The 19,615-nt window shown below is 74.0% G+C and carries 9 protein-coding genes; 5 read left to right on the top strand and 4 right to left on the bottom strand.

The annotated features are described in order from the left end of the window. Positions 1–96: 96 nt before the first annotated feature. From ABT263_RS15865 to ABT263_RS15850, 4 genes are all read left to right on the top strand, one after another. Entirely contained in the window at positions 97–9,741 is a 9,645-nt protein-coding gene (locus ABT263_RS15865; RefSeq protein WP_352291026.1) for a non-ribosomal peptide synthetase/type I polyketide synthase, read from the top strand. A 106-nt stretch (positions 9,742–9,847) separates the two neighbouring features. Beyond that, a complete protein-coding gene (locus ABT263_RS15860; protein ID WP_352291025.1) occupies positions 9,848–11,038 on the top strand; it encodes a cytochrome P450 in 1,191 nt (396 codons plus the stop codon). A 161-nt stretch (positions 11,039–11,199) separates the two neighbouring features. Further along, complete coding sequence (locus ABT263_RS15855) at positions 11,200–12,909, top strand: phytoene desaturase family protein (protein WP_352291024.1); 1,710 nt, start codon at positions 11,200–11,202, stop codon at positions 12,907–12,909. Next, positions 12,906–13,964, top strand: coding sequence for an MDR family NADP-dependent oxidoreductase (locus ABT263_RS15850; RefSeq protein WP_352291023.1), 1,059 nt, complete (start codon positions 12,906–12,908; stop codon positions 13,962–13,964). The genes ABT263_RS15855 and ABT263_RS15850 overlap by 4 nt, the downstream gene beginning before the upstream one ends. Before the next feature lie 66 nt (positions 13,965–14,030). Here the strand turns inward: ABT263_RS15850 and ABT263_RS15845 are convergent, their stop codons facing one another. Both ABT263_RS15845 and ABT263_RS15840 read right to left on the bottom strand, forming a co-directional pair. Continuing rightward, positions 14,031–14,606: a TrmH family RNA methyltransferase gene (locus ABT263_RS15845; protein WP_352291022.1), complete on the bottom strand. Its 576-nt coding sequence runs from the start codon at positions 14,604–14,606 to the stop codon at positions 14,031–14,033. Continuing rightward, entirely contained in the window at positions 14,603–15,244 is a 642-nt protein-coding gene (locus ABT263_RS15840; RefSeq protein ID WP_329488478.1) for a class I SAM-dependent methyltransferase, read from the bottom strand. The genes ABT263_RS15845 and ABT263_RS15840 overlap by 4 nt, the downstream gene beginning before the upstream one ends. 269 nt (positions 15,245–15,513) lie before the next feature. On the opposite strand from ABT263_RS15840, the gene ABT263_RS15835 reads away from it, so the two are divergent. Then, the gene (locus ABT263_RS15835) at positions 15,514–15,708 is read left to right on the top strand and encodes a hypothetical protein (RefSeq protein WP_329488477.1); all 195 of its coding nucleotides are present in this window, start codon (positions 15,514–15,516) and stop codon (positions 15,706–15,708) included. Positions 15,709–15,813: 105 nt separating this feature from the next. Here the strand turns inward: ABT263_RS15835 and ABT263_RS15830 are convergent, their stop codons facing one another. Both ABT263_RS15830 and ABT263_RS15825 read right to left on the bottom strand, forming a co-directional pair. Then, entirely contained in the window at positions 15,814–18,591 is a 2,778-nt protein-coding gene (locus ABT263_RS15830; protein ID WP_352291021.1) for a lysylphosphatidylglycerol synthase domain-containing protein, read from the bottom strand. 73 nt (positions 18,592–18,664) lie between these two features. Then, positions 18,665–19,426, bottom strand: coding sequence for an SDR family oxidoreductase (locus ABT263_RS15825; RefSeq protein WP_352291020.1), 762 nt, complete (start codon positions 19,424–19,426; stop codon positions 18,665–18,667). Positions 19,427–19,615: the final 189 nt, after the last annotated feature.

Genomic DNA, 19,615 nt, shown 5'->3' with positions numbered 1-19,615 from the left:
CTGCCTGGAACCGGTCCGCAGCCGCCGTCCCCACGCCCGTGCGGTGCTCCCACGCCCGTGCCGCGCGCGCGAACGCAGCGACACAAGGACTCGACCATGACGGATTCATGCCTCGCCGCAGTTCCCGATCCCTCTGATTCCCCGACCGCCTCCGACACCCGCTACGCCACCGCCGCCGCTACCGCCGCCTCCGTGCCCGCCGCCGCTTCGGCCCCGACCGCCGTCGTGCCCGCTCCCGCCGGGCCCGCCGACGGTCCGGAGCGGATCGACGGACCGGAGCGGATCGCGATCATCGGGATCGGCTGCCGGTTCCCGGGCGGTGCCAGTGACCACCGGTCGTTCTGGCAGAACCTGGTCGACGGCAAGGACTGCATCACGCCGACGCCGCGCAGCCGGTACGACGTGGCCACTCTCGGCAGCCGGGACAAGGCCAAGCCGGGCCGACTGGTCGGCGGCCGGGGCGGCTACATCGACGGCTTCGACGAGTTCGACCCGGCGTTCTTCGGGATCAGCGGCCGGGAGGCCGACCACATGGACCCGCAGCAGCGGAAGCTGCTGGAGGTGGCCTGGGAGGCGCTGGAGGACGGCGGGCAGAAGCCGGGTGAGCTGGCGGGGCGTGACGTCGGGGTCTACGTCGGCGCGTTCACCCTGGACTACAAGATCGTCCAGTTCTCGGACCTCTCCTTCGAGACCCTGGCCGCGCACACCGCCACCGGCACCATGATGACGATGGTGTCGAACCGGATCTCGCACTGCTTCGACTTCCGGGGGCCCAGCGTCTCGCTGGACACCGCCTGCAGTTCCTCGCTGGTCGCCGTCCACCTCGCCGCCCAGAGCCTGCTGCGCGGCGAGACCGACCTCGCGCTGGCCGGCGGCACCCTGCTGCACATCGCGCCGCAGTACACCATCGCCGAGACCAAGGGCGGCTTCCTCTCGCCGGAGGGCCGCTCGCGCACCTTCGACGCCTCGGCGGACGGCTACGTCCGGGCCGAGGGGGTCGCGGTCGTCGCGCTCAAGCGGCTCTCCGACGCCGTGCGCGACGGCGACCCGATCCACGCCGTGATCATCGGCAGCGGGGTCAACCAGGACGGCCGCACCAACGGGATCACGGTGCCCAACCCGGACGCCCAGGTGAGCCTGATCGAGCGGGTCTGCGCCGAGGCCGGCATCACGCCCGGCAGCCTCCAGTACGTCGAGGCGCACGGCACCTCCACCCCGGTCGGCGACCCGATCGAGGCGAACGCCCTGGCGCGGGCGCTGGCGGTCGGCCGCCGCCCCGGCGACAGGTGCTACGTGGGCTCGGTCAAGACCAACATCGGGCACACCGAATCCGCCTCGGGCCTGGCCGGGCTGATCAAGTCGGCGCTGGCGCTGAAGCACCGCCTGATCCCGCCGCACATCAACCTGGAGCGGCTCAACCCGGCGATCGACCCGGCCACCCTGCCGTTCGAGATCCCGTCCGAGCCGACCCCCTGGCCGGACCATCAGGGCCCGGCCAGGGCCGGGGTCAACTCCTTCGGCTTCGGCGGCACCAACGCCCACGTCCTGCTGGAGGCCGCTCCCGAGCCGGCGCCGGCCGAGGAGCCGTCCGAGCCGCCGGAGGGCCCGGCCGTCCTCCCGCTCACCGTCCTGCCGCTCACCGCCCGCGACGCCGCCGCCCTGCCCGAGCTGGCCGCCGGGATCCAGGGCGAGCTGGCCGGTGCGCGCGGCGGCGCCCCCGCCCGACCGGCCGACCTCGGGCACACCCTGGCCCACCGCCGCCAGCACCTCGACTCCCGGCTCTCCGTGGTCTACGACTCGCACGAATCGCTGGACGAGGCGCTCACCGCGTACCTGCGGGGCGAACCGCACCCCCGGGTGCTGACCGGCCAGCGGCGCGAGGCTCGGCACCGCCGGCTGGCCTGGGTCTTCACCGGCATGGGTCCGCAGTGGTGGGGGATGGGCCGCCGGCTCTTCGCGACCGAGCCGGTCTACCGCGAGGCCGTCGAGCGCTGCGCCGAGCACCTCGCCGAGCTCACCGGCTGGTCGCTGACCGACGAGCTGGCCGCCGACGAGGCGCACTCCCGGATGGCCGAGACCTGGCTCGCCCAGCCCGCCAACTTCGCCGTCCAGATCGGCCTCGCCGCGCTCTGGCGCAGCCGCGGGGTGCGTCCGGACGCCGTGGTCGGCCACAGCACCGGGGAGGTGGCCGCCTTCCACGAGGCCGGGGTCTACGACCTGGCCGACGCGGTCAAGGTGGTGGTGCACCGCAGCCGGCTCCAGCAGCGGCTGGCCGGTACCGGCGGCATGCTGGCGGTCTCCCTCACGGAGGCCGAGGCGGTCCGCCGGATCCGCCCGTACGGTGACGCGGTGTCGGTGGCCGCCATCAACAGTCCGACCTCGCTCACCCTCGCCGGGGACGAGAGGGTGCTCGCCGAGCTGGCCGCCGCGCTCACCGCGGAGCAGGTCTTCGCCCGCCCGCTGACCGTCGAAGTGCCGTACCACAGCGCCCGGATGGAGTTGATCAAGGACGAGCTGCTGGAGTCGCTCGCCGACCTCGAGGCCCGCCCCGCCCAGGTGCCGCTCTACCTCACCGGCCGGGAGGGCACCGCGCACGGCACCGAGCTGGACGCCGGCTACTGGTGGCACAACGTCCGCGACAGTGTCCGCTTCCAGCAGGCCGTGCAGCGGCTCGGGGACGACGGGTACAGCCTCTTCCTGGAGGTCGGACCGCACCCGGTGCTGGGCCGCTCGATCCAGGAGACGCTGGAGGCCCGGCCCGGCGGCGCCGAGCGCCCCGAGGTCCGGACGCTGCCCTCGATCCGCCGCCAGGAGGACGAGCGGACCACCTTCACCGCCTCGCTGGCCGCCCTGCACAACCTCGGGGTCGAGGTCGACTGGTCGGTGCTGCAGCCGACCGGGCGCCCGGTCCCGCTACCGCGCTACCCGTTCAAGCGGGACCGGCACTGGGTCGAGCCCCGGGCGGTGGAGCAGGTCCGCCGGGGCCGGCAGGACCACCCGCTGCTCGGCCGCCGCCTCGCGGGGGGCGAGCCCGCCTGGGAGGCCCGGCTGGACGCCGAGGTGCTGCCGTACCTGGAGGACCACCGGATCCAGGGCCGGGTGCTCTTCCCGGCCGCCGGGTACCTGGAGATGGCCGTCCAGGCGGTCCGCGCGCTGACCGGCGGGGCGGACGCGGCGCTGGCCGGGATCGAGCTGCGCAAGGCGCTCTTCCTGCCCGACGAGGAGAGCCGCGCCGTCCAGCTCACCCTCTCCGCCGAGAACGGCTCGTTCACGATCACCACCGGCACGGCCGCCACCACCGGCCCGTCCGGGACGGACGGCGACGGCGACGGCGCCGGCGCCGGAGGCGGGGCCGGGGCCGGGCCGGACCGCACCGTCCACGCCGTCGGCACCGTCCGCCCCGGCCAGCGCCGGCGGCCCGGCCACCGGCTGGACGCCGAGCCGATCCGCGAGCGCGCCGCCCGCCACCTGGCCGGCCCCGACTGCTACCGCGAGCTGGCCGGTCTCGGCTACCACTACGGGCCGGCGTTCCAGGGCATCGACGAGGTCTGGATCGGCCCCGGCGAGGCGCTGGCCGTCGTCCGGCCGACGGCCGCGATCGCCGGGCAGGGCGCCGGCCACCAGGTGCACCCGGTGCTGATGGACGCCTTCTTCCAGACCCTGCTGACCCCCCAGCTCCTGGTGGCGGCCGGCCCTGCCGGTACCGGCATCAAGCTGCCGCTCGCCATCGACGAGGTCCGGCTGGACCCGGTCGGGGAGCAGCCGCTCTGGGTGCACGCCACGGTGACCCGGGACGGCGGCGACGAGCTCGTCGGGGACATCGCCGTCTACGACGGGAGCGGCACCCCGCTCGGCGGGATCACCGGGTTCCGGGCCGCCGACGTGGAGAAGGCCTCCACCGCGGTCGGCCTCGCCACCATCGACGGCTGGCTGGTGGAGCCCTCCTGGTCGGAGCTGCCGGGCGCCTCGGACGCCCCCGACCTGCTGGCCGAGCACCCGGACCACTGGCTGCTGTTCGCCGATGCCGGTGGCGTCGCCGAGGAGCTGGCCGACCGGATCACCGGGCGCGGTGGCAGCTGCCACCTCGTCCGCCCGGGCAGCGGCTACCGGACCGCCGCGGACGGGCGGGAGTCCACCGTGGATCCCGGCTCCGCCGCGGACCTCGGCCGGCTGCTGGCCGACCGGCGGGCCGCCGGGGCCGCCGATCCGGCCGCCGTCGTCCACCTGTGGAACCTCGACCGGCCCGCGCTGGCGGGCGCCGACCACGCCACGGTGGCGGGTCACACCGGCGCCGGCGCCTACAGCCTGGTCACGCTGGCCGCCCTGCTCTCCGCCGAACTGCCCGACTGCAGACTGCACATCGTCACCCGGGCCGCCCAGGCCACCGCCCCCGACGAGCCGGTCGAGCCGCTCGGCGCGCCTGCCTGGGGGATCGGCCGGGTGCTGCGCCACCAGGAGCTGCCCGGCCACCCCGGCAAGCTGATCGACCTCGGTCCGGCCGGCCCGGCCGGAGCGGAGGCGGCCGCGCTGCTGCGGGAGTTCGCGCTGGCCGACGAGGACGAGATCGCGCTGCGAGCCGGGCGCCGGCTGACCAACCGGCTGCGCCCCGCCGAAGGGCTGACCGGTCCGCTGCCGCCCAGCCTGCGCGCGGACGGCAGCTACCTGGTGACCGGAGCGTTCGGGGCCCTCGGCCGGCTGCTCTGCCGCACCCTGGTCCGTCGTGGCGCCCGCCGGCTGATCCTGGTCGGCCGCAGCCCGCTGCCCCCGCGCGAGCGGTGGCGCGGCCTCGACCCGGAGAGCCGGGCCGGTCGCGGTGTCGCCTTCCTGCGCGAGCTGGAGTCGCTCGGCGCCCAGCCCGTTCCGGTGTCGCTGGACATCACCGACGAACGCGCCCTCGCGGACTGGCTCGCGGAGTACCGGGCGCTGGAGTCGCCGCCCGTCCGGGGCGTCTTCCACCTGGCCGGGCAGGTCCGCGACACCCTGGTGGCGGAGCTGGACCGCGAGGTGTTCGACGCCGTCCACGGCCCCAAGGTGCTGGGGGCCTTCGCCCTGCACCGGCAGCTGGCCGGTGAGCCGCTCGACCACTTCGTGCTGTTCGCCTCGATCGCCTCGTTGCTGACCACCGCCGGCCAGACCAACTACGCGGCCGGGAACGCCTTCCTGGACGCACTGGCGCACCACCGCCGCGCCCTCGGCCTGCCCGCCCTCAGCCTGGACTGGGGCCCCTGGGCGACCGGCATGATCGAGGAGCTCGGCCTGGTCGAGCACTACCGCAACAGCCGCGGCATGAGCTCCCTCGCGCCCGAGAGCGGGATGGCCGTGCTGGAGCGGGTACTGGGTCAGGACCGCGCCCAGTTGCTGGTCGCCACCGTGGTCGACTGGCCGGTCTTCCTGTCCTGGTACCCGGCCCCGCCGCCGCTGGTCGCCGGTCTGGCCGCCGCAGCCCGGGAGAACGCGCCGGCGCCGCGGCGGAGCAGCCTGCTGGAGGTGCTGCGGGCGGCCGGCGAGGAGGAGCGCCGGGGGCTGCTCACCGAGCGCTTCGTCGCGCTCGCCGCCACCGTGCTCCGGGTGCCGGCGGAGCAGATCGAGCCCGGTGCCGGCCTGAGCGGGCTCGGGCTGGACTCGCTGCTCGCGATGGAGCTGCGGGCCCGGCTCAACACCGAGCTGGGCACCGCCCTCCCGGTGGTGGCGCTGCTCTCCAACGCCCCGGTGGCCGAGCTGGTCGCCCAGCTGTACGCCGGTCTGGCCGAGTTGATCGAGGACGACGGCACCGGCGCCGGGGCGGCCGAGGTCGAGCGGTACGAGGACGAGTCGCAGCACCCGCTGACGCAGAACCAGAAGGCGCTCTGGTTCCTCAAGCAGCTCAACCCGGACGGCTTCGCCTACAACATCGGCGGTGCGGTCGAGGTCCGGGTGGAGCTGGAGCCGGAGCTGATGGCCGCCGCCTTCCGGACGATGGTCGGGCGCCACCCCAGCCTGCGGGCCAACTTCGTGCTGGACGGCGGCCACGCCGTGCAGCGGGTCCGCGCCGAGGTCGAGCCGGACTTCGGGGTCTTCGACGTCCAGGGGCTGGAGTGGGCGGAGGTCCACGACCTGATCGTCCGCGAGTACCGCAAGCCGTACGACCTGGAGCGCGATCCGCTGGTGCGGTTCCGGCTGTTCAAGCGCGGGCCGGAGCAGTGGGTGATCATGAAGGCCGTCCACCACATCATCTCGGACGCGATCTCCACCTTCACCTTCATCGAGGAACTGCTCGCCGTCTACGAGGGGCTGCGGCAGGGCCGGGCGCCGGAACTGCCGCCGGTCACGGCCCGCTACCTGGACTTCCTCAACCGGCAGAACGAGTTCCTGGCCGGCCGCGAGGCGCCGCGGATGCTCGACTACTGGCGCTCGCACCTGCCCGCCGAGGTGCCGATCCTCAGCCTGCCCACCGACAAGCCGCGCCCGGCGGTGCAGACGCACAACGGCGCCTCCGAGTTCTTCGTGCTGGACGAGCGGCTCAGCGCCCGGGTGCACGCGCTGGCCCGGGAGCACAACGTCACCGTCTTCATGGTGCTGCTCAGCGCCTACTACCTGCTGCTGCACGCCTATTCGGGCCAGGACGACATCATCGTGGGCAGCCCGGTGACCGGCCGCACCGACGAGGAGTTCGGCTCGGTCTACGGCTACTTCGTCAATCCGCTGCCGTTGCACGTCTCGCTGGCCGGGGCGCCGACCGTGGCGGAGCTGCTGGCCCAGGTGCGCACCACCGTGCTGGGCGGGCTGGACAACCAGGAGTACCCGTTCGTGCTGCTGGTGGAGAAGCTCGGACTGCAGCACGACCCGAGCCGCTCGGCCGTCTTCCAGGCGATGTTCATCCTGCTGCACCACAAGGTGGCCACCGAGAAGTACGGATACCACCTGGAGTACATCGAACTCCCGGAGGAGGAAGGGCAGTTCGACCTCACGCTGTCCGCCTACGAGGACGAGGCGGAGCGTCGCTTCCACTGCGTCTTCAAGTACAACACCGACCTCTTCCTGCCGGAGACGATGGCCCGCCTCGCCGGGCACTACACCAACCTGCTGGAGGGGCTGACCGGGGCCGGCGCGGAGCAGCCGGCCACCGGGCTGGAGCTGCTCGGTCCGGTGGAGCGGGCCCGGGTGATCCAGCGGTGGAGCGGTGCCGAGCGGCGGGTGGCCCACGAGGAGCCGGTGCACGAGCTGATCCTCCGAGCGGCCGCCGCCGATCCGGACGCCCCGGCGGTGGCCGCTCCGGCGGAGTCCGGCCCGACCGCCCGGCTGAGCTACGGCGAGCTGGCGCGCCGTTCCCGGAGCGCGGCGGCCCGGCTGAGGGCCCTCGGCACCGGGCCGGGCTCGGTGGTGGCGCTCTGCCTGGACAAGTCGCCGGAGCTGGTCGTCGCCCTGCTGGCGGTGCTCCGCACCGGGGCGGCCTACCTCCCGCTGGATCCGGGTCACCCGGCCGACCGGCTGGCGTACATGATCGAGCACGCCGGCGCCGGGCTGCTGGTCGGTGACCCGGAGCGGCTCGGCGGGCTGCCGGTCCGGATCGTCGCACCGGCGGAGCTCACCGGAGCGGACGAGCCGGGCGGGACCGGCAGCACCGGCAGTAGCGGCGGGTCCGCGGCAGCCGCAGCAGCCGCAGGGTCCGCGGGCTGGTTCACCGACGAGCCGGTGGACCTCGACAGCCCCGCGTACGTCATCTACACCTCCGGCTCCACCGGCCGGCCCAAGGCCGTCCGGGTCTCGCACCGCAACCTCGCCTCGGCCTACCAGGCCTGGCGCGCCGAGTACCGGCTGGACACCGACGCCAGGGTCCACCTCCAGATGGCCGGCCCGTCCTTCGACGTCTTCACCGGGGACTACGTCCGCGCGCTCTGCTCGGGGGCCACGCTGGTGCTGGTCGGCCGGGAGCTGCTGTTCAACACCGCGCGGCTCTACGAGGTGATGCGGACCGAGCGGGTGGACGCCGGGGAGTTCGTGCCCGCGGTGGTCCGGACCGTGATCGGCCACTGCGAGCGGTCCGGCCTGCGGCTGGACTTCATGCGGCTGCTGGTGGTCGGCTCGGACGTCTGGAAGGTCGAGGAGTACGAGCGGCTGCGCGCGCTGTGCGGTCCGCGGACCCGCCTGATCAACTCCTACGGCCTCACCGAGGCCACCATCGACAGCGCCTACTTCGAGGGCCCGGCGGACGGTCTGGAGCCCAGTCGGATGGTCCCGATCGGGCGGCCGTTCCCGAACAGCGCCTTCTACCTGCTGGACGAGCAGGGCCGGCCCGTTCCGCCCGGGGTGCCGGCGGAGCTGTGGATCGGGGGCTCCGGAGTGGCCCTCGGCTACGTCGGCGACGAGGAGCAGACCGCGCGCCGCTTCGCCACCCTGCCGCTCGGCGGGGCGGACGGTACCGAGCCGGTCCGGCTCTACCGCACCGGCGACCTCGCCCGCTGGGACGCCGACGGCGGGGTGCACCTGCTCGGCCGGGCCGACTCGCAGATCAAGGTGCGCGGTCACCGGATCGAGCTGGGCGAGATCGAGACCCAGCTCGCCGAGTGGCCCGAGCTGGCCCAGGCGGTGGTGACCGTCCGGCCGGACCGCAGCGGCGAGAACGTGCTCTGCGCCTACTGCGTCCCCGCCCCCGGGCGGACGGTCGACCGCCGGGAGCTCCGTCGCCACCTGGCGGGCTACCTGCCGACCTTCATGATCCCGACGTACTTCGCCGAGCTGCCCGCGCTGCCGCTCACCGCCAACGGCAAGGTGGACGTCGCCGCCCTGCCCGCGCCCCGTGCGGAGGCCGAGGACCGGGCCGCCGAACCGCCGGTCACCCTCTACGAGGTCCGGATGGCCGAGCACTGGCGGGCGCTGCTCGGCGTCGAGGGGCTCGGCCTGGAGCACGACTTCTTCGAGTGCGGGGGCAGTTCGATCAAGCTGATCGAGCTGATCCACGGGCTGCAGGGCGAGTTCAACATCAGGATCCCGGTCAGCCAGCTGTTCAAGGTCACCACCCTGCACGGGATGGCCAGGACGCTGGAGCACATCATCACCGGCCGGCTGGAAGGCGCCCAGCCGTACCTCTGGTTCAACCAGGAGCAGCAGCAGACCGTCTTCTGCTTCCCGCCGGCCGGTGGCCACGGCCTGGTCTACCGGCAGTTCGCGGCGCACCTGCCGGAGTACCGGATGGTCGCGTTCAACTACGTCGCGGGGGACGACAAGGTCACCCGCTACGCCGATCTGATCGACACCATCCAGCCGGACGGACCGTGCGCGCTGCTCGGCTACTCGCTCGGCGGGAACCTCGCCTTCGAGGTCGCCAAGGAGCTGGAGCGGCGCGGCCGGGCGGTGCCCAATGTGGTGATCATGGACTCGCACCGGATCCCGGAGTCCTTCACGCTCGGCGACGAGCACGTCCAGGCCTTCGAGCAGGAGCTGGCCGAGCACCTGCAGCGGCACACCGGTTCGGAGATCGTCGCCCAGGAGACCCGCGAACAGGCCAGGGACTACCTGCAGTTCTGCAGCCGTACGCCCAACCTGGGGGTGATCGCCGCACCGGTCAGCGTGATCTCCGACGACGTGAAGGTGGCCCTCTACGCGGCGGGCGAGCACGGTGCCTGGCACGGCAGTTCGGCCACCGGTACGGCGGTGTTCCGCGGCTTCGGCACCCACGCCGAGATGCTCGGCCACGAGTACATCGCGCGCAACGCCGGGCTGGCCAGGGAGATCCTCACCGGGGCGGCCGCCGATGCGTCCTGAGCCGTGCACCTCCCCGCGGTCCGGGTCCGGCGACCCGGGCCGCCGCCCCGGCAGTCCCAGTAGCCCCCATGGCCATGGAAGTCCCTCACGAGAGGTGGACCACCTCATGCTCAGGCAGCAGCCGCCGCTGTCCTACCCGTTCGCGTCGCTCGGCCTCGACCTCCACCCCCGGTACGCCGAGTTGCGCGAGCAGCCGCTGGCCCGGATCCGGCTGCCCTACGGTGACGGCGCCTGGCTGGTCACCCGCTACGAGGACGTCCGGACGGTGCTGGCCGACCCGCGCTTCAGCCTCGCCGAGGCGATGGGCCACGACCAGCCCCGGATGCGTCCGGTCGCCCGCAGCGGCGCCGGGCTGTTCTCCACCGAGCCGCCGGAGCACACCCGGCTGCGCTCGCTGGTGGCCAAGGAGTTCAGCGCCCGACGGGTCGAGCGGTTGCGCGTCCGGGCCAGGGAGCTGGCCGGCGAGCTGGTCGACGGCCTGCTGGCGGCGGGTGCGCCGGCCGACCTGGTCGAGGACTTCGCGATCCCGATGCCGACCACCATCATCTGCGAGGTCCTCGGCATCCCCGCCGAGGACCACCGGATGCTCTGGCAGTGGGCGGAGACGGTGCTCTCCGCCGTCACCCCCGGCGAGGTGCTCGCCGTCGAGGGCCAGGCCTTCATCGAGTACATGGCCGGCGTGCTGGACCTGCGCGGCCGCGAGCCCGGCGAGGACCTGCTGACCGTCCTGGTCCGGGCCTGCCGCGAGCAGGGGCTGATCAGCGAGGACGAGCTGCTCTCGATCGCCTGTGACCTGCTGATCGCCGGCTTCGTCTCCACCACCAACCAGATCGGCAACTTCTTCCACCAACTCCTGGTCAATCCAGAGGAGTTGCGCCGTCTCCGGGCGAAGCCCGAACTGATCCCGAAGGCCGTCGAGGAGCTGATGCGGTACGTGCCGCTGCTCACCGGCTTCAGCCTGCCGCGCTACGCCACGGCCGACGTCGAGCTGGGCGGGGTGACGATCCGGGCCGGGGACGCGGTGATGATCGCCACCGCCGCGGCCAACCGCGATCCGGAGGTCTTCGAGGAGCCGGAGCGCCTCGTACTGGACCGCCAGGGCAATCCGCACATCGGCTTCGGCCACGGCGTGCACTACTGCATCGGCGCCCATCTGGCCCGGCTGGAGCTCCAGGTGGCGATCGAGACCGTGCTGGACCGCCTGCCCGGCCTGCGGCTGGCCGTCCCCGAGGACGAACTGCGCTGGAAGGCGGACGCGATGGTGAACGGACTGCAGGCGCTCCCGATCGCCTGGTGACACAGCGCCCGGCACACAGCGCACAGCGAGCAGCGAGCAGCGAACAAGTACGCGGCACACGGCACACGGCACTCGGCACACGGCACTCGGCACACGGCACGACCACGAGGAAGGCCAGGGAATTGGCACGGCACAAGGCGCCAGCGCGCAGACGAGAAACGATGATCATCGTGGGCGGAGGCCTCGGCGGCCTCTCCACCGGGTGCTACGCCCAGATGAACGGGTACCGCACCCAGGTCTTCGAGATGCACGAGATCCCCGGCGGCTCCTGCACCGGCTGGGACCGCAGCGACTTCACCTTCGACTGGTGCATCAGCTGGCTGCTCGGCAACGGGCCGGGCAACGAGATGTACCAGATCTGGCTGGAGCTCGGCGCCCTCCAGGGCAAGGAGATGCGGCACTTCGACGTGTTCAACATCGTCCGCGGCCGGGACGGCCGGGCGGTGCACTTCTACTCCGACCCGGACCGGCTGGAGGCCCATCTGCTGGGCATCTCGCCGGCCGACGCGAAGCCGGTCCGGGAGTTCTGCGACGGCATCCGGACGTTCCGCAAGGCGCTGGCGGTCTACCCGTTCCTCAAGCCGGTCGGGCTGATGGGACGGATCGAGCGCTGGCGGATGCTGGCCTCCTTCCTCCCGTACTTCACCACCATCCGGAAGTCGATCACCGTCCTGATGACCGACTACTCGCAGCGCTTCCAGGACCCGCTGCTGCGCGAGGCGTTCAACTTCATCCTCTACGAGAAGCACCCGGCCTTCCCGGTGCTGCCCTTCTACTTCCAGCTGGCCTCGCACGCCAACCAGGCCGCCGGGGTGCCGGAGGGCGGTTCGCTCGCGCTGGCCCGCTCGATCGAGCAGCGGTACCGGAAGCTCGGCGGCGAGGTGACGTACAACGCCAAGGTCGAGGAGATCCTGGTCGAGGACGACCGGGCGGTGGGCGTCCGGCTGAGCGACGGGCGGGAGTTCCGCTCCGACATCGTGGTCTCCGCCGCCGACGGCCACACCACGGTGATGAAGCTGCTCAAGGGCCGCTATCTGAACGACACCTACCGCAGGCTCTACACCTCGCTGATCGACGAGCCGGGCCAGTTGTCGCCCGGCTACGTCGCGCTCTTCCTGGGCCTGCGCCGGCCCTTCCCGGAGGGCGACCCGTGCACCACCTACCTGCTGGACGAGCAGCGGGCCGCCGAGCTCACCGGCATCCGCTGCCCGAGCATGAACGTGCAGTTCCGCACCCGGCACTACCCGGAGCTGGCGCCGCGGGAGTCCACCGTGGTGTTCGCCACCTACTTCTCCGACATCGACCCCTGGCGGGCGCTGCACGACGGTCCGGAGCAGTCCTCCCGGGTGCGGCGCGGCGAGGAGCTGCACACCCTGCCGGTCAAGCACGGCCGGGAGTACATGGCGGCCAAGCGCAAGGTCCGCAACGGCATCGTGTCGTTCCTGGACGAGCGCTTCCCCGGTTTCAAGAGCGCCGTCGCGGTGGCGGACGTCTCGACCCCGCTCACCCAGGTCCGCTACACCGGGGTCTACGACGGGACGTTCCCGGGCTGGAACCCCTTCGTCGAGGGCAGCGAGACGGTGGAGGAGGAGATCAAGAAGAACGGTCCGGTGCTCCCCGGGCTCTCCGACTTCTACCTCTCCGGCGTCTGGGCCACCATCGGCGGCCTGATCCGGGCGGCCGCCGCCGGCCGGCACGTGATGCAGTTCATCTGCCGGGACGACGGGCGGGAGTTCCGCGCCGAGATCGACCTGAGCGCGCCGCCGCCCACCCATCTGATCCTCCCCGTCGGCCGGCCGCCGAAGCAGCAGACCGGGCCGGTCGAGGAGATCCCGTCCACCAGTACCGTTTCGACAGGGGCCCTGGCATGAAGATCGAGAAGTGGGTGGTCCGCGAGCACCTCGACGGGGTGCCGGACGTCAACCGGATCTACCGGAAGGTGGTCGAGGAGGTCGACGTCACCCTCCGGCCCGACGAGATGCTCTTCCGGACCAGGTACGTCTCGGTCGACCCGTACCAGAACGGCCTCGCGCTGGAGACGCCGATCGGCCACCACATGGGCGCGGACTCGATCATGGAGGTGCTGGAGGCCGGTCCGGAGGCGGCCTTCCAGGTCGGCGACCTCGTCCAGGGCTTCGGCGGCTGGCGCAGCCACGTCGTCCACAACGGCGCCGAGGAGCTGTGGAAGACCGGCGTCTTCCCGATGCTCTTCCCCGCCTACCGCCGACTCGACCCGGCCCGGTACGACGAGCGGCTGCCGCTCTCCACGGCGCTCGGCGTCATGGGCGCGCCCGGGATGACGGCCTGGGGCACGCTGACGAAGTTCCTGGAGGTGCGGCCGGGCGACACCGTGGTGATCAGCGGTGCCTCCGGCGCGATCGGCACCCTGGTGGGCCAGTTGGCCAGGCGCGCGGGCGCCGGCCGGGTGGTCGGCACCACCGCCTCGGCGGGCAAGGCCGCGTACCTGAAGGAGCTCGGCTTCGACGACGTGGTGCTCTACGACCAGGCGGACGACGCCGAGAAGGTCCGCGCGGCGCTGCTGCTCGCCGCCCCGGACGGGGTCGACCGCTACTTCGACAACCTCGGCGGCAGCGTCACCGACGCGGTGTTCACCATGCTCAACGTGGACAGCCGGGTGGCGGTCTGCTGGCAGTGGGCGACCACGGTGAACGGTGAGCTGACCGGGCCCCGGCTGCTGCCGTACATCATGTTCCCGCGCACCACCATCCGCGGGATCTTCGCCCAGGAGTGGTTCGACGAGACGCAGTTGGCGGCGATGCACGCGGACCTCGGCGAGCTGGTCCGGCGCGGCGAGATCCGCTACCACGAGACCGTGCACAAGGGCTTCGACGAGATCCCGAAGGCCTACCGGAGCCTCTACGTCGACCGGGAGGCGAACCGGGGCAAGGTGCTGGTCGAGGTGTGAGGGCCCCGGCCGGGTGAGCCCCGCCGGGTGAGCCCCGCCGGGGCTCACCCGGCGGTCACTCCGGGGTCACTCGTCGTCGAGGTCCGGGCCGCCCGGGTCGCTGCCGTCCGGGGTGCCGCTGAGCGCGTACCCCTGGCGGCGCGCCTCGTAGCAGGCCACCGTGGCGGCGGCGGAGACGTTGAGCGAGCCGACGCGGCCGAGCTGCGGGACGAACACCACCTGGTCGCAGAGCGCGAGCGCGTCGGGGGTGATGCCGCGGTCCTCGTGGCCCAGCACGAAGGCCACGGCCGGGGTCAGCTCGGCGGCGAACATCGGCACCGCCTCGTCCGCCAGCTCCAGGCCGACCACCTTGAAGCCGTCCGCCTTGGCGGCGGCGACGGCCTCGGCGACGGTGGGGAAGTGCTCCACCTTGAGGTACTTGTCGGTGCCCATCGCGGCCTTCTGGGCGCCGGAGGAGCGGACCGACGGGGTGTCGCCGGTGAGGTACAGCTTCTCCGCGCCCATCGCGGCACCGGTCCGGACGACCGAGCCGACGTTGAACGGCGACTGGAGGTTCTCCAGGATCAGCGCGAGCCGGAACTCGTTGCTGCGCCGCCACTGGCGGTGCAAGCGCTTCAGTTCGGTCCCGCGGAGCTGCTTCACGACGTCGTACCTCGTCCACTCTCGGGGCCCTCGCCCTCCGGGCGGGGCCGCGCTTCCAGAATTCGGAACCCGTTGACCGACGTCACGCGGGTGGTCGGGTAGCCCTGGTCGTTCAGCCACTTCTGCAGCGAGTCCGAGCCCAGGTGCTTCTGGACCACCAGGAACGCCGAGCCGTCCGGGGTGAGCCGGCCGAGCCACTGGTGCAGCAGCCGGCGCAGTTCGCCCTTGCCGACCCGGATCGGCGGGTTGGAGTAGATCGCCGCGAACCGCTGGTCCTCGGGGACGTCCTCCGGCAGCGCGGCCTGCACGTTGCCCAGGCCGAGCGCCTCCGCGTTGAGCCGGACCAGCTCCAGCGCGCGGGTGTTCACGTCCACCGCCCAGACCGGCAGCCGCTTGCGCCTGGTCGCCCAGGTCAGCGCGATCGGGCCGTAGCCGCAGCCGACGTCCAGGATCGGGCCGCGGACCCGGGGCGGCGGCGCGTGCTCCAGCAGGATCCGGGTGCCCGGGTCGAGCCGGCTGCGGGAGAACACACCGGCGTCGGTGGTCAGTTCCAGGGTGACGTCCGGCAGGCTGACCGTGATCGGACGGCGCTCGCTGGCGACCTCGGGTGCACCGGTGAAGTAGTGCGAGCCGGACATGATTTCCCCGTCGTTCGTAAGGGCTTCGGGGCCACCGGGTGGGTGAGGGTAAGCCCTGCTGGTACGGCACTGATCGTACCCCCGGCGGCCGGGCACCCGTTTTGCGCGCCGGTGGCCGGGCAGGCGGGAGGCCGGTCCGCAGGCCGCGGACCGGGACCGGACAACACGCCGAAGGCCCGGTGGCGCATCGCGTCCGGGCGGCCCTCGGCGGATACTTCCAGTACCCCAACGGGCCCCGTGGGAGCCTCCGAGCAGCAAGGACGGACGCCATGCCGCAGAATCACGAGGACTACCTGGACGAGGTCGCCGAGGCGGTCGAGCCGGACGACGAGGCGGACGAGGGCGACGAGTACGACGAGCTGGCCGAGCGGCGGGCGCTCGGCGCCGATCCGGCCACCGAGGTCGCGGACGTCGCCGAGCAGAGCCGGGTCGTCGAGCTCGACGAGGACGAGTACCGGGAGTAGCGGCACCGCGCCACTGCCCGCACCGCGCTCCTGCCGGCGCCACTGCCCCGCCGCCACAGCGCTCCGCCGCCACGGCGCTTACGGCGCTCCCCGCCGCTACGGCGGCTACAGCGCCCCGCGCCGTTGCAGCCAGGCGAAGGCCGCCCAGCCCGGCAGCACCGGCAGCACCAGGGTGAGCAGGCGGTAGAGCGCGACGGCCGCCAGCGCGCCGCCCTCCTCCATCGAGGCGGTGTGCTCCAGCAGCGTCACCAGCGCGCTGTCCACGGCGCCGGCCCCGCCCGGGGTCGGCGCCGCGTTGCCGACCGCGTTGCCGATCAGGAAGACCACCGCGACCGAGGCGAAGGCCGGCTCCCGGCCGACCGCCCGGACGCAGCAGTACAGGCAGGCGACCAGACAGAGCGAGACCAGCAGCTGCCCGGTCACGCCGACGGCCAGCCGGCCCGGGCTGCGCAGCAGCTCCAGCAGCCGGGGCAGCACCTCGGAGGTCAGCGGCCGCAGCCGGGCGGCCAGCCAGCGGCGGGCCGGCGGTACGGCGGAGACCCCGGCCAGCAGCACCGCCGCGCCGGCCAGGCCGCTCACCACGGCCGGCAGCGCGTCCAGCTCGGAGCCGCCGGGCTCCAGGTCCAGCAGGTAGACGAAGGCACCGAGCTGGAGCAGGTGCAGCACCAGGCCGAAGAGCTGGCCGACGCCGACGCTGGACAGCGCCTGGGCGGTCGGGATGCCGGCCCGCTGGAGGAAGCGGGTGTTCAGGGCGACCCCGCCGACGCCGCCCGGCGAGACCAGCTTGACGAAGGAGCCGGCCAGCTGGGCGAGCACGGCGTTGCGGAAGTCCAGCCGCTCGGGGACGAAGCCGACGAAGCCCATCGCGGCGGTGAAGTGGCTGGCGGTCGCGGTCAGCACGGCGAGGGCCAGCCAGAGCGGGTCGGCGTCGCCCAGCGCGGCGATCGGGTTCTGCTCGGAGGCGAAGAGCTGCGGCAGCAGCAGCCAGCCGGCGACCACGCCGCCGCCCACGGCCAGCAGCGTCCGGGGCCGCAGGCGCTCCACCTTCACCGCCCGGACGGGTGCCTGCGGCTGGGTCCGCAGGACTTCGGCGCGGATCGCGTCCAGCAGCTCGCCGGGCGGCGCGGGCGCGGCCGCCCGGCCGGCGGCGGGAGCCCCGGGAGCCCCGGGAGCCCCGGGAGCGCTGGGAGCGCTGGGAGCGCCGGGGGCCGCCGGGGCGAGGGCGGCGCAGTGCGCCCGGGCGGTCTGCTTGAGCGCGGCCCGGGTGGTGCGGGCCAGGGCGATCGGCTGCAGCAGCGGCAGGGCCGCGCCGACGGCGTCCGGCCCGAGCACCGCCACCGCGCTGCGCACCGACCGCTCGGCACCGACCCGCAGGGCGAGCGTGGTGAGCAGCTGGGCGATGTCGCAGCGCAGCACCAGCTCGCTCGCCGCGATGTCGCCGTCCGCGAGGTCCACCAGGTGCACCGCGCCGGCCCGGTCGACCAGGAGCGAGGAGGGGACGAGGGCCCGGTGCGAGATCTCCCGCCGCTGGAGCAGGGCGAGCTGGGACCAGGCGTCGGCGAGCAGCGGGTCGGTCAGCTCGTCGGTGGCGAGCTGGTCCAGGGTGCGGCCGGGCAGGTACTCGTACGCGACCAGGGCGCTGTCCCGGCCGAGCCCGGCGGTGGCGGCGATCCGGCGGGTGCGGACGCCGGCGGCGACGGCGGCGTAGGAGACCAGTGCCTCGTGCTCCAGCCCGGTGCGCAGCGAGCGCAGCGCGCGGGGGTGCGGGGCGGTGCGCAGCCGCAGCCGGCGCCAGGCGCGCTGGACCAGGGCGGCGGTGACGGCCTGCCGGTCGAGCAGCTGGACGTCGAGGTCGGGGCGGCCGGCCTCCTGGCGGACCAGGTAGCGGTCCGGCCCGGCGGGGTGGGCGGCGACGGGGCGCAGGCCCGCCTCGCGCAGGCTCTGCAGGAGCTGGGCGGGCCGGGGCCGGGGGTCGGGGGTGCCGACGGCGTAGAGGGTGCCGTGCGCGGCCGTCCAGCCGAGCAGCAGGCCGAGCAGCAGGGCGGTCGGCGTGGCGTACCCGGCGGCCAGTCCGGCGAGGGCGGAGACCGACAGGACGATCCGGGGGACCCGGTGCTCGCGGGCGGCCGAGGCGGTCATGAAGGCGAAGACGGGGGCGAGGTAGCCGTAGACCGGTTCGGTGTGGGCGAGGCCGGCGCCGGGCAGCGGCTGGGTGAGGGCGGCGACCAGCGAGGCGGGGGCGAGCTCGTCGAGCCCGAGGTCCATGGCGACGCAGGCGCCGTAGGCGAGGACGGCGGCCAGCAGTCCGTCCGAGAGGTGCTGGAGGATGCGCCGGCGGTCGGGCACCGCCGAGAGCAGCCGGCGGACCGCCGACCAGACCGGTACCAGCAGCAGGGCGGCGGTGGAGAGCCCGCCCGCCAGCGCGGCCAGCGGGCGGGGCACCAGCCGGGCGGCCTGGGCGACGTCGGCGGCGATGCCGCTGGTGGTGGCGCGGGCGTAGTCGGCGAGCAGCAGGGTCAGCGCGATCGTGGCGAGGCCGACGAGCAACCGGATCAGCGCCACCGGCTGGCGGACCCGGCCGGCGGCGGCGGGGCCGGGCGTGCCGGGCCGGGCCGCCGGTATGTCCGGCGGGAACGCGGGACCGGCCGGGCCGGGCGCGGTGGCCTGCCCGGGTGCGCCGGGGCGTTCGGGGGTGCCGGCGTGGCGGGGGGCGTCGGCCGGGCCGGGCGCGGTGGCCTGCTCGGGGAGAGCGGTCGGTCCGGGGACGGCGGGCTCGGTGACCCCGGCCCGCCCCGGAGCACGGTCCGGCCCCGGCGTACCGGTCGGCCCGGGCGGGCCGCCCGCCCGGGCACCGCCGGTGTCGCTGTTCGTACTCCCCGCCACGATCGCCACGGTTGGCATGCTCCCACGACGGCCCGCCGCCCGGTGGGGGAACCCGGGCGGGGCCGCCGACGGCTCAGGCCTGCCGGGTCGGCAGGGCGACCAGGTGGCGGAGGTTGACGTGCCGGGGGCGGGTGACGGTGTAGGCGATCAGGTCGGCGATGTCCTCGGAGGTCATCGCCGGGATCGCGGCGAACATCCCGCCCAGCTGCTCGCGCAGCGCCGGGTTGTCGATGTGCCCGGCCAGCTCGGTGTCGGTCAGCCCGGGCTCGACGGTGCTGACCCGGACGTCGCGCGGGCCCAGCTCGGTGCGGAGCGCGGCGGAGAGCTGGGTGACGGCGGCCTTGGTGGCCCCGTACACGGCGTAGTCGGGGAAGACGACGTGCGAGGCGATGGAGGAGACGTTGACGAGGTCGGCGGTGCGGCCCTCGCCGGCGGCCGCGGTGAGGTCCGCGGTGAAGGCGCGCAGGATCCGCAGCACACCGGTGAGGTTGGTGTCGATCATGCGGGTCCACTCGTCGAGCCGGCCGTCGGCGACGGGGTTGGGCAGCATCACGCCCGCGTTGTTGACGACCAGGTCGACCGCGCCGTAGGCGTCGTGGACGGCCTTGACGGCGGCGTCCACCGAGGCCTGGTCGGTGAGGTCGGTGGTGACGGCGAGCGCCTGGCCGCCGGCCGAGGCGATCTCGGCGGCGAGCGCGTCCAGCCGCTCCGTGCGGCGGGCCAGCAGGGCGACCCGGGCGCCGCCCCCGGCGAGCAGGCGGGCGGTGGCCTCACCGATGCCGCTGGCGGCTCCGGTGACGACGGCGGTACGGGTGGCCAGGGCGGCGTAGCTCATGAGGTCCTGCCTTCGTGGTCCTTGCGGTCGGGCTGACGGGACCACTCTGCGCGGGCCCGGGCGGGCCATCCAGGGCCACCGATGTCCTGGGAAAGCGCAGCCCGGGGACAGCCTTTCCCGGGACCACGGTTCCTGGTACCGCCTTTCCTGGGTAAGGCCGTACCACCCTCGCGGCGCGCGGCCGCGGCT

Source organism: Kitasatospora sp. NPDC001603 (assembly GCF_040298365.1).
Taxonomy (GTDB): domain Bacteria; phylum Actinomycetota; class Actinomycetes; order Streptomycetales; family Streptomycetaceae; genus Kitasatospora.
Note: the sequence above shows the minus strand (reverse complement) of the source record. Positions and strands in the feature narration are given on the sequence as shown.

Excerpts from the sequence above, each read along its gene's own strand:
- ABT263_RS15865 (WP_352291026.1), top strand. The coding sequence starts at position 97 with ATGACGGATTCATGCCTCGCCGCAGTTCCCGATCCCTCTGATTCCCCG.
- ABT263_RS15860 (WP_352291025.1), top strand. The coding sequence starts at position 9,848 with ATGCTCAGGCAGCAGCCGCCGCTGTCCTACCCGTTCGCGTCGCTCGGC.
- ABT263_RS15855 (WP_352291024.1), top strand. The coding sequence starts at position 11,200 with ATGATCATCGTGGGCGGAGGCCTCGGCGGCCTCTCCACCGGGTGCTAC.
- ABT263_RS15850 (WP_352291023.1), top strand. The coding sequence starts at position 12,906 with ATGAAGATCGAGAAGTGGGTGGTCCGCGAGCACCTCGACGGGGTGCCG.
- ABT263_RS15840 (WP_329488478.1), bottom strand. The coding sequence starts at position 15,244 with ATGTCCGGCTCGCACTACTTCACCGGTGCACCCGAGGTCGCCAGCGAG.
- ABT263_RS15835 (WP_329488477.1), top strand. The coding sequence starts at position 15,514 with ATGCCGCAGAATCACGAGGACTACCTGGACGAGGTCGCCGAGGCGGTC.
- ABT263_RS15825 (WP_352291020.1), bottom strand. The coding sequence starts at position 19,426 with ATGAGCTACGCCGCCCTGGCCACCCGTACCGCCGTCGTCACCGGAGCC.